The organism is Roseateles sp., from assembly GCF_039595295.1.
Lineage (GTDB): Bacteria > Pseudomonadota > Gammaproteobacteria > Burkholderiales > Burkholderiaceae_C > Roseateles.
Map to the genome: position 1 here is coordinate 39,848 of NZ_JBCNLU010000014.1, position 13,926 is coordinate 53,773.

Annotated in this window: 11 protein-coding genes; 7 read left to right on the forward strand and 4 right to left on the reverse strand. The window is 68.9% G+C overall.

The window, feature by feature from the left end:
* The first annotated feature begins 147 nt into the window (after positions 1–147).
* Positions 148–603: a universal stress protein gene (locus ABDW59_RS12600; protein WP_343630185.1), complete on the forward strand. Its 456-nt coding sequence runs from the start codon at positions 148–150 to the stop codon at positions 601–603.
* Between the two features lie 42 nt (positions 604–645).
* Here ABDW59_RS12600 and ABDW59_RS12605 read toward each other — a convergent pair whose 3' ends face one another.
* Positions 646–1,422: a ZIP family metal transporter gene (locus ABDW59_RS12605; RefSeq protein ID WP_343630186.1), complete on the reverse strand. Its 777-nt coding sequence runs from the start codon at positions 1,420–1,422 to the stop codon at positions 646–648.
* 162 nt (positions 1,423–1,584) lie between these two features.
* A complete protein-coding gene (locus ABDW59_RS12610) occupies positions 1,585–2,535 on the reverse strand; it encodes a dienelactone hydrolase family protein (protein ID WP_343630187.1) in 951 nt (316 codons plus the stop codon).
* A 178-nt stretch (positions 2,536–2,713) separates the two neighbouring features.
* Here ABDW59_RS12610 and ABDW59_RS12615 point away from each other — a divergent pair, with 178 nt between their 5' ends.
* Positions 2,714–4,228, forward strand: a complete 1,515-nt coding sequence (locus ABDW59_RS12615) for a Ppx/GppA phosphatase family protein (RefSeq protein ID WP_343630188.1) — start codon at positions 2,714–2,716, stop codon at positions 4,226–4,228.
* A 13-nt stretch (positions 4,229–4,241) separates the two neighbouring features.
* On the opposite strand, the gene ppk1 is transcribed toward ABDW59_RS12615, so the two are convergent.
* The gene (gene ppk1 / locus ABDW59_RS12620) at positions 4,242–6,302 is read right to left on the reverse strand and encodes a polyphosphate kinase 1 (protein ID WP_343630189.1); all 2,061 of its coding nucleotides are present in this window, start codon (positions 6,300–6,302) and stop codon (positions 4,242–4,244) included.
* 92 nt (positions 6,303–6,394) lie between these two features.
* Complete coding sequence (locus ABDW59_RS12625; protein ID WP_343630256.1) at positions 6,395–7,243, reverse strand: UDP-2,3-diacylglucosamine diphosphatase; 849 nt, start codon at positions 7,241–7,243, stop codon at positions 6,395–6,397.
* 103 nt (positions 7,244–7,346) lie between these two features.
* On the opposite strand from ABDW59_RS12625, the gene ABDW59_RS12630 reads away from it, so the two are divergent.
* The 5 genes from ABDW59_RS12630 to ABDW59_RS12650 all read left to right on the forward strand — a co-directional run bounded on the left by ABDW59_RS12630 (position 7,347) and on the right by ABDW59_RS12650 (position 13,920).
* Positions 7,347–8,285 (forward strand): hypothetical protein, encoded by a 939-nt coding sequence (locus ABDW59_RS12630; protein ID WP_343630190.1) that lies wholly within the window; start codon positions 7,347–7,349, stop codon positions 8,283–8,285.
* Positions 8,282–10,033, forward strand: coding sequence for a single-stranded-DNA-specific exonuclease RecJ (gene recJ, locus ABDW59_RS12635; RefSeq protein WP_343630192.1), 1,752 nt, complete (start codon positions 8,282–8,284; stop codon positions 10,031–10,033). Before ABDW59_RS12630 ends, recJ begins: the two co-directional genes overlap by 4 nt.
* Before the next feature lie 256 nt (positions 10,034–10,289).
* Positions 10,290–10,751, forward strand: coding sequence for a host attachment protein (locus tag ABDW59_RS12640; protein ID WP_343630194.1), 462 nt, complete (start codon positions 10,290–10,292; stop codon positions 10,749–10,751).
* 303 nt (positions 10,752–11,054) lie between these two features.
* Positions 11,055–12,926, forward strand: a complete 1,872-nt coding sequence (locus tag ABDW59_RS12645) for a bifunctional diguanylate cyclase/phosphodiesterase (protein ID WP_343630195.1) — start codon at positions 11,055–11,057, stop codon at positions 12,924–12,926.
* Positions 12,927–13,053: 127 nt separating this feature from the next.
* On the forward strand, positions 13,054–13,920 hold the full coding sequence (locus tag ABDW59_RS12650; protein ID WP_343630257.1) for a 3',5'-nucleoside bisphosphate phosphatase: 867 nt from the start codon (positions 13,054–13,056) through the stop codon (positions 13,918–13,920).
* Positions 13,921–13,926 lie beyond the last annotated feature (6 nt).

Here is a 13,926-nt window from a genome sequence, read left to right on the forward strand (position 1 = left end):
TCCCGTGGCGCGCCCGTATTGACTTTGCGCATGGCGGGAGCACCATGACGAGGTCAGACTGCGACGGCAAGCCCTGACCCCAGGCACGACGATCGCCTGGGGCATCAGGTCCACCCAGCGACCCATCGTCCGCAAAGGAGGCTCGCCATGTTCCAACGCATCCTGATCCCGACCGACGGCTCCGACATCACCGCCAAGGCGGTCGACACGGCCATCCAGCTCGCGAAGTTCCACAACGCGAAGCTCTTCGCCATCAGCGTGAAGGAGCCCTTCCCCTACAGCGCCGTGTCGGAGATGCAGCCGACCCCGCCGCAGGAGTTCTTCGACGCGCAGGAGCGCATCGCCCAGGAGCGCCTGGCGCAGGTGCTGACCAAGGCGCGGGCCGAGGGGCTGGAGATCCAGGCCCACAGCGTCGAGGCGCTGCACGCTTGGGAAGCCATCATCGAGCACGCCAAGCGCGTCGAGGCCGACCTGCTGGTGATGGCCACGCACGGCCGGCGCGGGCTGCAGGCCCTGCTGCTGGGCAGCGAGACGCAGAAGGTGCTGACGCACTGCGCCTTCCCGGTGCTGGTCGTGCACGGCGACCAGGCGGCGTCCCCGTGATCGCCTGAGGCGCGGCCCGCGAAGCGCGGGCCGCGCTCCGTCTCAATGCACGTGCTTGCCGCCGATGACCAGCAGCACGAAGCCGATGCCCACGCCCAGCCACAGCAGTTGCAGCACCGTGTCCTTCCACGGCAGCCGGCGTTGCAGCTGCGGGATCAGGTCGGCCACCGACACGTAGACGAAGCTGCTCGACGCCGCCACCAGCAGGAAGGGGAAGAGCTGCTGCCAGGGGCCGACGATGAAGTAGCCGACCAGGCCGCCCACCACCGCGGCCATGCCCGACACCGCGTTGAAGAACAGCGCCTTGCGGCGCGAGAAGCCGGCGTTCAGCAGCACGATGTAGTCGCCGACCTCCTGGGGAATCTCGTGGGCGATGATGGCCATCGCCGTCACCCATCCGAGGTGGTGATCGGCCAGGAAGGCGGCGGCGATGATGATGCCGTCGCAGAAGTTGTGGATCGAATCCCCCACCAGCACCGACAGACCGCCCCGGCCCGCCTGTTCGCGGTCGAAGTGGTGATGGTGATGGTGGCCGTCCCCCTCGTGATGGTGGGTGTGGCGGTAGAGCTCGGCCTTCTCCAGCAGGAAGAAGAACATCAGACCCGCCAACAGCGCCAGGAAGAGGTGGTGCGGATCGGCGCCGCTCTCGAAGGCTTCGGGCAGCACATGCAGCAGCGCGGTCGACAGCAGCACGCCGGTGGACAGGCTCACCAGATGCTTGACGATCCGGCTCAGCAGGCCGACGGTCAGCATCGCCGCGATGGTCACGGAGGCCAGGCCGCCGGCGAAGGTCACCAACAGGATGTAGGTCAGGGTCATGGATGAAAAAGGCGCACCGCGAGGGGTGCGCCGGATGGGTGACCTCAAAATTGTCTCAGAGTCGTCAAGCCCCTCCCCCTGGAGGGCCACCCCTGGGGGACCCGTCCCGGGGCGATTGACGGAGCGGCGCGATGAACCCTGACGCCTCGGGCGAGAGGCGGATCAGACCCCGTGTTGCTTGAACCACGCCTGGCACCGCTCCCAGCCATCCTTGGCCGCGGCCGCCCGATAGCTGGGCCGATAGTCGGCATGGAACGCATGCCCCACGTCCGGATAGACCACAAACTCACTTGACTTGGCCGCCGGGCTCCCGGTCTTGAGCGCCTCCTGCATGGCCGCGACGCTGGCCACCGGGATCCCCCCATCCTGCCCGCCATACAAGCCCAGCACCGGCGCATGCAACTGCCCGACCACATCGATGGGATGCTTCGGCGTCATCGCATTGGTCTGCCCCTGCAACCGCCCATACCAAGCCACGCCGACCTTCACCGCCTTGCTGTGCGCCGCGTACAGCCACACGATGCGGCCGCCCCAGCAGAAGCCGGTGATCGCCAGCCTGGCGGTGTTCCCACCATGGGATTTCGCCCAGGCGACGGTGGCATCCAGATCGGCCATGACCTGCGCATCAGGCGTCTTGCTGATGATCTCCGCCTGCAGCTTGGCGATGTCGCTGATCGCCTTGGCGTCGCCCTGGCGCGCGAACAGATCCGGCGCGATCGCCAGATAGCCCAGCTTGGCGAAACGCCGCGCGACGTCCGCGATGTGCTCGTGCACGCCGAAGATCTCGCTGATCACCAGCACCACCGGTGCGTTCTTCTTGCCGGCGGGCTGAGCCACGTAGGCCGGCACCTTGAAATCGCCGGACTCGATGCTCACCGGGCCGGCGTCCAGGCCCTGCGTGTCCGTGGTGATGGTCTGCGCGGTGACCGGCATCACGGCGGCGGCGAAGCCGCTGCCCACCGCGGTGCCGACGAAGGCCCGCCGGCTGAAGCCGCGGCCGGGGGTCAGGCTGTCGATGTCGGCGCGGGCGGCCTCGGCCACGTCGGCTCCCCCGGCATCGGTGGCGGTGGGGACCTCGGTCGCGGTCGTGGTCGAAAGATCGGCTTTCGTCATCTGCGGCTCCTGTGAATGGATTCCGGATCGGGCGCGGACGATTCTAGGGTCAGGTGTCGCCGGGTGTCCGGGCGAGGCGCCCGCCCGGTCCGAGCGCGGCCCCAACGCCTTCGGATGACAGCACGATGACACCGATTCGGGGCTCGGAACGACACCAAACGCGCCGACAATCGGCCCCATGAATCAAGCGCACGCTCCCACGATCCTGGCCGCCATCGACATGGGCTCCAACAGTTTCCGGCTCGAGATCGCCCAGCTGCAGCACGGCCAATATCGGCGCATCGACTATCTGAAGGAAACCGTGCGACTGGGCGCGGGGCTGGATGCGCAGAGCATGCTGACCGAAGAGGCCGCGCAGCGCGGGCTGGAGTGCCTCAAGCGCTTCGCCGACCGGCTGGCCGACCTGCCCACGCGGCAGGTGCGCGCGGTGGCGACGCAGACGCTGCGCGAGGCGCGCAACCGCAACGCCTTCCTGGCGCGCGCGCAGCAGGTGCTGGGGCATCCGATCGAGGTCATCTCCGGACGTGAGGAGGCCCGCCTGATCTACGCCGGCGTGGCGCGCATGCAGACCGCGGAGGACCCGCGGCTGGTGATCGACATCGGCGGCCGCTCGACCGAAATGATCCTGGGCCGCGGGCCGCAGCCGCTGCGGGCCGAGTCCTTCCAGATCGGCAGCGTGAGCCTGTCGATGCGCTACTTCCCCGATGGTCGCTTCACGTCCGAAGCCTTCCGCGAGGCGCAGGTCGCGGCCGGCGCGGAGCTGGAAGAAGCCATGAACCAGTTCGCGCGTCACACCGCGCAGCCGCGCTGGCGGCAGGCGCTGGGCTCGTCGGGCACGGTGGGCGCGGTGTCGCAGATCCTCGCGGCCAACGGGGTGAGCGCCGATGGAAGCATCACGCTGGATGGACTGCGCTGGTGCATCGAGCACTGCCTGGACGCCGGACGCGTGGACACGCTCAAGCTGGCCGGGCTGAAGGAAGACCGCCGCGCGGTTGTCGGCGGCGGGCTGTGCATCCTGTACACGCTGCTCACCCATTTCGACATCGACTGGCTCTATCCGGCCAAGGGCGCGCTGCGTCAGGGCGTCATCTTCGATCTGGCCGAGCGGCTGGATCCGCAACTGCTGGGCGGCGCGCGCGACATGCGGGAGCAGTCGGTGGCGGAGCTGCAACGCCGCTTCGCGGTGGATCGCGATCAGGCCAATCGGGTGCAGCAGATCGCGCAGCGCCTGCATGCGCAGCTGTCGCCCAAGGCGGAAGAGGAACATCGCCGGGAGCTCGGATGGGCCGCGGCGCTGCATGAGATCGGGATGATGGTGTCGCATCACGATCACCATCGGCACAGCGCGTATCTGCTCTCGCACGTGGACGCGCCGGGGTTCTCGCAGAACCAGCTGCGCAGGCTGGGGGATCTGGCGCTGGGGCAGCGCGGGGGGCTGAGGAAGCTGGAGGAACAGCTGCAGGACGAGTCCGTCGTCTGGCAACTGCTGTCGCTGCGCTTGGCGGCGATCAAGTGCCATGCGAGGTCGGCGGTCGACGCGTCGGCGATGAAGCTCCGTCGGGATGGGGATCAGGTCACCATCGAGCTCCGCAAGGGCTGGGCGGACGGACATCCGCGGGCGCACTTCCTGTTGAAGGAAGAACTGGAGGCGTGGTCGAAGCTGGGACGGATTCAGCTGGCGCTGGACGATTGAGGCCTCAGCCTCTTCACTCGTCCCGATACATCCGCATCAGCGCCTGCTGCGCGCTGATCGCATCCAGCCTGGCTTCATTCCCAATCCGCTGCGACGTCCCATCCGGCCCCAGCTGCCACGAGTCCAGCGTGTCGTGCAGATACGGCGTCAGCCCCTCATCGAAGACGCGCTGGCGCAGCTTCGGATCCGTCACCGGCCACGCGACCTCGATCCGGCGCAGCATGTTCCGGCTCATCCAATCCGCGCTCGACAGATACAGCGCCTCCTGCTCATCCCCCTGCCCCCAGCGGAAATAGAAGATCCGCGAGTGCTCCAGGAAGCGCCCCACCACCGATCGCACCAGGATGTTGTCCGTCACGCCCGGCAATCCCGGCGGCAGCATGCAAGCGCCGCGCACGATCAGATCGATCTTCGCGCCCGCCTGCCCGGCCCGGATCAAGCCATTGATCAGCTCCGCATCCGTCAGCGCATTCATCTTCACGACCGCCCGCGCCGGCTCACCCCGCTTGGCCGCCGCCTCGACTTGGGCGAGCAGCTCGCACATGGTCTTGTGCAGGTTGAACGGCGCCAGCAACAGCTTCTTCGGCGCCTTGAACTTGGACAGCGATGCCAGTTGGCGGAACACCAGATCCATGTCCGCCGTCAGATCCGCATCCGCCGTCAGATAGCCCAGGTCGGTATAGAAGCGCGCGGTCTTGGGGTTGTAGTTGCCCGTCGACAGATGCCCATAGCGACGCAGCTTGCCGCCCTCGCGGCGCGTGACCAGCAGCAGCTTCGCATGCGTCTTCAAGCCGACGATCCCATACACCACCTGCGCGCCGACGGCCTCCAGCCGCTCGGCCCAGTTGATGTTGGCCTCCTCGTCGAAGCGGGCCTTGAGCTCCACCACCGCCAGCACTTCCTTGCCGCGGCGCGCCGCCTCGATCAGCAGATCCGCCAGCACCGACTCGCTGCCGGTCCGGTAGATGGTCTGCTTGATCGCCAGCACGTCCGGATCCTCCACCGCCTCGCGCAGCATCTGCACGACCGGGTCGAAGCTCTCGAACGGGTGATGCAGCATCACGTCGCCCTTGGTCCGCAGTTTGTCCAGGATGGACTTGCCGCGCGGCAGCCGGCCCTTGGGCCAGCTCGGTTCATAGGGCAGGAAGCGCAGATCGTCGGCGTCGGTCTGGTCGATGAGCTCGTTCAGGCGCACCAGGTTCACCGGCCCGTTGACACGATACAGCGCCGCCTCCGGCAGATCGAATTGCTCCAGCAGGAAGCGCGACAGCTCCTCCGGGCAGGTGTTCACCACCTCCAGCCGCACCGCGCGGCCGAAGTGACGTGTCGTCAGGCCCGAGCGCAGCGCATGGCGCAGATTGGCGATCTCTTCCTCGTCCACCTCCAGGTCCGAGTCCCGCGTGACGCGGAACTGGGAGAAGGCCTCCACATGCCGGCCAGGGAAGAGCTCTTCCAGATGCGCGCGGATCACGCTGGTCAGCAGCACAAAGCTCTGCTTGCCGCCGCTGATGGCCGCCGGCACCTTGATGACGCGCGGCAGCACCCGCGGCACCTTCACGATGGCGATGCGGTTGTCGCGGCCCAGCGCGTCCTTGCCCGACAGCCGCGCGATGAAGTGCAGCGACTTGTTGGCGACCTGCGGGAACGGATGCGCGGGATCCAGCCCGACCGGCACCAGCAGCGGCCGCACCTCGCGCTCGAAGAAGCGACCGACCCAGGTGCGGATCTCCTCGTTGCGATCGGCGTGGTTCAGGATCTGGATGTTGTGCTCGTGCAGCGCCGGCATCACCTGGTCGTTGAAGATCCCGTACTGCAGATCGATCAGGTCGTGGGCGGCGCGGCCGACGCGCTCGACGTCGCGCGGGGTGACCAGACCGCTGCCATCGCGCTGCGCGTCCAGCATGTCGGCGAAGCGCACCTCGAAGAACTCGTCGAGGTTGCTGGACACGATGCAGATGTAGCGCAGACGCTCCAGCAGGGGGACATCGGTGCGCTGGGCCTGGGCCAGGACGCGGCGGTTGAACTCGAGGATCGCGTTCTCGCGATTGAGCAGCTGAACGTCGGGCAAAGTCATGAACTCATTCTATGAAGCTGTCATGACAGCTCCATGACCCCCGAACGGGTCATTGCAGGCAACGCCTCTCGCCCCTTCGAGGGGCCATCCGCTCAGGCCGGCGCGCGCATCGCCGCGGCCACGGCGGCCTGGGCGTCGGCGGCTTGAGCGCGCTGGCGCTCGGCCCAATCGAGGATCTCCAGATGCCCGTCCGGATGCTCGACCAGCGCGGTGAGGCTCTCCACCCAGTCGCCGTCATTGGCGTAGAGGATGCCGTCGATGTCGCGCAGCTCGGCATGGTGGATGTGGCCGCAGACCACGCCCTGCACGCCGCGCTTGCGGGCCTCGCGCGCCAGCGCCTCTTCGAATTCACCGATGAAGGAGACCGCCCGCTTGACCTTGAGCTTGAGGTACTTGCTCAGGCTCCAGTACGGCAGCCCCAGGCGCGCCCGCAGCGAGTTGAGATGGCGGTTGAGCTTGAGGGTGAATTCATAGGCGCTGTCGCCGAGGTAGGCCAGCCACTTGGCATGCTGGATGACGCCGTCGAAGAGATCGCCATGGGTGACCCAGAGCTTGCGGCCGTCGGCGGTCTCGTGGATCCACTCCTGCGCCACCTCGATGCCGCCGAAGCTGTGCTGCAGATACTTGCGCGCGAATTCGTCGTGGTTGCCCGGCACGTAGATGACGCGGCAGCCCTTGCGCGCCTTGCGCAGCAGCTTCTGCACCACGTCGTTGTGGGCTTGCGGCCAGTACCAGCTGCGGCGCAGCTGCCAGCCGTCGACGATGTCGCCGACCAGGAAGAGCTGCTCGCACTCCACTTCGCGAAGGAACTCCAGCAGGGCCTTGGCCTGGCAGCCGGGCGTGCCCAGGTGCAGATCGGAGATCCACACCGTCCTGACCCGCAGCGAGCCGCCGTCTTCCGCCTCGGCCACGGGCGGATCGTTGGAGATTGCGGCGGCCATGAGGGTGTCGGTCAGCATGGCCCCACAGGTTGCGCGCCGCGGATGAAAGCTTGATGACCGGGTTTCTCAAAGGGGTGCGTCGATAATCTCACCCATGCACCTGATGATTCCCCATGCCGGCTCGCTGGACCCTCATTTCGAGGCCGCCCTGCGCGAGCTGGAACTGCCCGCCCTCGGCCGCCTGCTGGGGCTGCTGACCCCGACCGGCGCCGACGTCGGCGGCCACGCGGGCGACGGCGACGAGCACACGCCCTGCCCGCCGCACGAGCTCTTCCTGGCGCGCCTGCGCGGCGTCGCCGACGACCACCCGCCCCTCGCCGCCTGGCGCCTGCGTGCCGCCGGCCAGTCCCCCGACACCGCCGCCTGGGCCCTGCTGACCCCGGTGCACTTCGCCATCGGCACCGAGGGCGTGACCGCGATGGACCCCTCGACGCTGGACCTGGACGAGGCCGAATCGCGCGCCTTCCTGGACCTGCTCGCGCAGACGGTGTTCCCCGCCGCCGAAGGCTGGCGCACCGCGTGGCTCGCGACGAACGAATGGGCCGTCGCGCATGACGACCTCGACGGGCTCGCGGCGGCCAGTCCCGATCGGATCCTGAATCGCGGCATCGAGACCTGGATGCCGACCGCGCGCCGCCTGCGCACCTTGCTGCACGAGATGCAGATGGTCCTGCACGAGCACCCGCTCAACCAGGCCCGCGAGGCGCGCGGTCTGCGGCCGCTGAACGCCGCCTGGCTCAGCGGCTGCGGCCGCGATCGCGGCGGCGAGCTGCCGGCGGACCTGATCGTCGACGACCGCCTGCGCGGTCCTCAGATGACGGGCGATCTCTACCGCTGGAGCGAGGCCTGGAAGGTGCTGGACCAAGGTCCCGTCGCCGCCGCGCTGCGTGCCGCGCAGCAGGGCGAGCCGGTCCGCTTGACGCTCAGCGGCGAGCGCATCGCCCGCAGCTGGACCCGCGTTCCAGCCGGCAGCTGGCAGCGCCTGAAGGAGCGCTTCTCTCCCCCGACCGCCTCGGTCCCCGCCGCCCTGGAGGTCCTGTGAGCACCGGTCCCCGCATCCTGGTCCGGGACGTCCCGCCCGATCCCGCCTTCGCGCTGGAGCAGGCCGGCTTCTCGCCGCTGCTGTCGCGGCTTTTCGCCGCGCGCGGCGTGCTCAGCGGCGATGAGCTCGATCCTGATCTCAAGCACCTGCTGCCGCCCGAGGGGCCGCAAGGCCTGCTGGGCATCGCGCGCGCCGGCGAGCTGCTGGCCGATGCGATCAGCGCAGGCGACAACATCTGCATCGTGGCCGATTACGACTGCGACGGCGCCACCGCCTGCGCGGTGATGCTGCGCGGCCTGACGCTGCTGGGCGCCAAACGCGGCACGGTCAGCTATGTCGTTCCGGACCGCGCGGTCCATGGCTACGGCCTGACGCCGACCATCGTGGAGCTCGCGCTCAAGCACGAGCCCAAGCTGCTGGTCACCGTCGACAACGGCATCGCCAGTCACGCGGGCGTGGCCTTCGCGCGCGCGCTGGGCGTGAAGGTGCTGGTCACGGATCACCACCTCCCCGCGGTGACCGCCGACGGCCAACCCACCGTGCCGGATGCCGACGCGCTGGTGAATCCGAATCAACCGGGCTGCCCCTTCCCGAGCAAGAGCCTGGCCGGCGTGGGCGTGGCCTTCTACGTGCTGACGGTGCTGCGCGGCGAGCTGCGCCGCCGCGGGGCTTTTGGCGACAACCCGCCGCCGAATCTGGCGGGGCTGCTGGACCTGGTTGCGCTGGGCACGGTGGCGGACGTCGTCAAGCTCGACGCCAACAACCGGCGGCTGGTCGCGCAAGGCGTGCGCCGTATGCGCGCGGGCCGCATGCAGCCGGGCGTGCGGGCGCTGTTCACCGCGGCGGGCCGGGATGCGTCGCGCGCCAACAGCTTCGATCTGGGGTTCGCGCTGGGGCCGCGCATCAATGCGGCCGGTCGGCTTGAGGACATGACGCTGGGGATCACCTGTTTGACGACCGAGGACGAGGCGCAGGCCTTGGAACTCGGCCGCGAGCTGGACCGCATCAACCGCGAGCGCCGCGAGATCGAGGCCGGCATGCAGGAGCAGGCGCTGGCGCTGCTCGAGCGGCTGATGGCGGATCCGCGATTGAAAGGCGAGCCGCCGGCGGCGCTGGCGATCTTCGATGCGGACTTCCATGAGGGCGTGGTCGGGATCGTCGCCTCGCGCATCAAGGACCGGCTGCATCGGCCGGTGTTCGTCTTCGCGGAGGGAGCGGATGGACAGCTCAAGGGCTCGGGGCGATCGATCGCGGGCTTCCATATGCGGGATGCGCTGGATCTGATTTCGAAGCGGCATCCGGAGCTGCTGCGCAAGTTCGGCGGGCATGCGATGGCGGCGGGTTGCACGCTGGCGCCCGGCGGGGTCGAGGCGTTTGCCGCGGCCTTTGAGGAGGTGGCGCGCGAGTGGCTGGATGAGGCGGCGCTGACGCGGACGCTGAGGACCGACGGGCCCTTGCCGCCGGAGGCGTTTTGTCCGGAGACGGTGCAGGAACTGGAGTCGCAGGTGTGGGGGCAGGCTTTCGAGGCGCCGCTGTTCTGCGATCGGGTGCAGGTGGTGCACCAGCGGCTGGTCGGGGAGCGGCATTTGAAGCTGCGGTTGAGGCAGGGGGCGATGCTGCGGGATGCGATCTGGTTTGGTCGGACCGAGCAGTTGCCGGAGCAGGTGACGCTGGCTTATCGGTTGAGCTTGGACGAGTACCAGGGGCAGCAGCGGGTGCAGATGGTGGTGGAGGCGATGGCGGATTGAGGGGCGGGGGCGGCGAAAGCTAAAACGACGGCGCTCGCTGCCTTCCACGGCCCTCACCCCAACCCCTCTCCCGCAAGCGGGCGAGGGGCTCCGACAGTGCCCGGCGCGTGTTGCCCCTCTCCCATGAAGTGGGAGAGGGGTTGGGGTGAGGGCCTGTGCAGGCAGCGAGCCCTGAGCCCACCAGCAAGGCATGACGATTGCCGCCCTCCTTTCGACACGACTCGGCCTCACGGCCGCTCAATCGAAAGGAATCACGATGCCTGCCTACAAAGATGACGGAAAGCTCTGGGTCCTGGTCGCCGACGAAGGCGTGGCGCGCCTGCTGCGCCTGCCCGAGGAAGGCGGCGACCTCGAGGACGTCACCACGCTGACCGACGCCGCCGCCCATGCCGACAAGGCCGACCTGCGCCGCGACGCCGAAGGCCGTCGCGGCAACTCGGTGGTCTCCTCCGCCGGCGTGGACGAACTCCATCAGGAAGCCATCAGCTTCGCCGCCCGCGTCGCCAAGACGCTGGACGACGGCTACAACAACGGCGAGGTGACCGCGCTGCGCATCGTCGCCGCGCCGCGCTTCCTGGGCTTGCTGCGCAAGGCCATCAGCCCGCAGATCGCCCGGATCGTGCTCGACGAGACGAACGTGGACGTCGTGCATGAGAGTCTTGGGGAGCTGACCTCCCGGCTCTTCCCGGAGCGGGACTTCAGCAAAAGCAAGTCCTGATCGTTGCAGGAAGACCCTCTCCCCTGCCCTCTCCCGCAAGCGGGAGAGGGAGTCCAGGCACAGCGTCTCTCCCGCAAAGCGGCAGAGGGAGTCCAGGCACAGCGCTTCCCGCAGGGACACTGTCCGTAGAGGGAGTCGATGCAGCACGCGTCGACAGGCAAGCCCTGACCCCCTCGCTGACCCGCGGTCGACGGTGCTTTTTCACGCGGGGGTCATGCTGTAACTCTTTGTCAAAGCGATGACATAGAGGCCGCCCAGAATGGGGACACCACGACCTTGTTGGCATCGCCGTGGTCACTCCCCATGCCCACCACGCATCTGCAACCGCCCGACCCGCTGAGCATCGCCCTGTCCGCCATCATTCGCGACGGGTCGCTCGACATCCACTTCCAGCCGCTCGTCGAGGTCGAACGCGCGCAGATCCTCGGCTACGAGGCCCTCACCCGAGGCCCCGCCGACACCCCGCTGCATTCGCCGCTGGTGCTGTTCGAGACCGCCGCCCGCGCCGGCCGGCTCGTCGAGCTCGAACGCCTGGTCGTGCGCCGCGCGCTGCGCCGCTTCAAGGAGCTCAAGCTCCCCGGCCAGCTCTTCCTGAACCTGACCGCCGACACCCTGCTCGCCACCAGCGACCGCGGCGCGCTGATCGCCCGCGAGTTCGCGCAGCTGGATCTGCCCGCCTCCCGGGTCGTCATCGAGCTCACCGAGACCCGCCCCATCCTCGAGCCCGAGCGCCTGCAGGACAGCATGCGCAGCCTGCGCGAGCTGGGCTTCGTCGTCGCGCTGGACGATCTGGGCGAGGGCTTCGCCAGCCTCAAGCGCTGGATGGACATCCGGCCGGACTTCGTCAAGATCGATCGCCACTTCATCGACGGCATCGCGCAGGAGCCGCTCAAACAGCAATTCGTGCGGTCGATCCTGGAGATGGCCGCCACCTCCGGCTGCACCGTCGTGGCCGAAGGCCTGGAGCAGCTCAGCGACCTGACCGTGCTGCGCCGCCTGGGCGTGCCCGTCTGCCAGGGCTATCTGCTGGCCCGCCCCAGCGCCGCCCCGCGCGCCGCGCTGCGGGCCGAAGTGGACGCGCTGCTCGCGCCCGAGCACCGCCGCCGCAATGCCGACTGGGTGCGCCTGCCGCCGGACGCCATCACCACGGCCGCGCAGCTCGCGCGCCGCAGCCACACCGTCACGCCCAAGCTCAACTGCCAGACCGTCGCCGACATGTTCCAGCGCGACGAGCAGCTGTTCTCCATGCCGGTGCTGGACGACAGCAACCGCCCCATCGGCATCCTGCGCTCGCTGCAGGTGCTCAAGCGCAGCGCCGAGCGCTACTTCATGGACATCCATGAGAAGCGCCCCTGCACCGCGCTGATGGATCCGCATCCGCTGATCTTCGACGCCGGCACCCCGCTGCGCGAGATGAGCGAGGCCATCGCCAGCCTGGACGACCGGCTCATGGTCGACGGCTTCATCGTGACCCGCAACGGCGAGTACTTCGGCACCGGCCGCAGCACCGACCTGCTCAAGGCGGTGTCCGACCTGCAGGTGCACAGCGCGCGCTACGCCAATCCGCTGACCCTGCTGCCCGGCAACGTGCCCACCGACCAGCACCTGGACGCGCTGCTGCACGAGGGCCGCGAGTTCGTCGTCGTGGCCTGGGACATCGACCACTTCAAGCCCTTCAACGACGTCTACGGCTACGCCGCGGGCGACGACATCATCAAGCTCTGCGCGCAGATCCTGCAGACCGCCGCCGATCCCGAACTGGACTTCGTCGGCCACATCGGCGGCGACGACTTCGTGATGGTGCTGGGCTCGCCCGACTGGACCGCCCGCATCACCCGCGTCTGCCGCGAGTTCGACCGCCAGATCCGCCCCTTCTTCTCGTCGGAGCACCAGGCGCTGGGCGGCTACGTGACGCTCAATCGCCAGAACCAGGAATCCTTCAATCCGCTGCCGACGCTGAGCGCGGGCGTGATCCAGGTGCAGCCGGGCGCGTTCGACAGCGTGCGAGCGCTGTCCGCCGCGCTGGCCGAGCCCAAGCACGTCGCCAAGTGCGGCACCGGCCCCAGCCGCTACTTCGTCGACCGCCGACGCGGCGCGCCCGCCTCCGCCGAAACGCAGGCCGAGGCACCGCCCGAGGAACTCCGGGCGGCCCCGCCGGCCGCGAAGGCGGCCTGAGCGCGCCCATCACGGCCTCCTGACACGAACGATCCTGCGGCGCCGGCGCGGTCATGGCGTCGCTCCTAGAATCGACCGCGTGAACACCTCTCTGTCCGCCGCGCTGCCCGCGACACCCCGCCCCAGCCTGCATCCGCAGACCAATGCGGACCTGCACTGTCACTCGACCGTGTCCGACGGGACGCTCGCGCCCGAGGCGCTGGCCGAGCGCGCCAAGGCCAACGGCGTGGAGCTCTGGGCCCTGACCGACCACGACGAGGTCGGCGGCCAGCAGCGGGCGCTGGACGCCGCCCGCAAGATCGGGCTCCCGTATCTGACGGGCGTGGAGATCTCGGTCACCTTCGCCGGCAAGGTGGTGCACATCGTCGGACTGGGCTTCGACCACCACGACCCGCGCATCGTCGAGGGCCTGCGCGCGACGCGCGGCGGCCGCGGCGCGCGCGCCAAGGAAATGTCCGAGGGGCTGGCCAAGGTCGGCATCCACGGCGCCTATGAGGGCGCGCTCAAGTACGCGGGCAATCCGGAACTGATCTCGCGCACCCACTTCGCGCGCTTCCTGGTCGAGTCCGGCCATTGCAGCGACGTGCCCGAGGTCTTCCGCCGCTTCCTGACCGAGGGCAAGCCCGGTTTCGTGGCGCACCGCTGGGCGGCGCTGCGCGATGCGGTGAGCTGGATCACCGGCGCCGGCGGCATCGCCGTCATCGCGCATCCGGGCCGCTACGGCTTCACGCCCACCGAGGAATACGCGTTGATCACCGAGTTCATGGCCCATGGCGGCCGGGGCATCGAGGTGGTCACCGGCAGCCACACCGCCGCGGACGCGGTCCAGTACACGGCGACGGCGCAGGAATTCGATCTGCTGGCCTCGCGGGGCTCGGACTTCCACAGTCCGGAGGAAAGCCGCGTGGACGTCGGCAAGCTGGACGAGCACCTCTCGGGCAAACTCAACCCCGTCTGGAACGCGCTCGAGCATCGCATCCACTGGCCGGACTGATCCCGG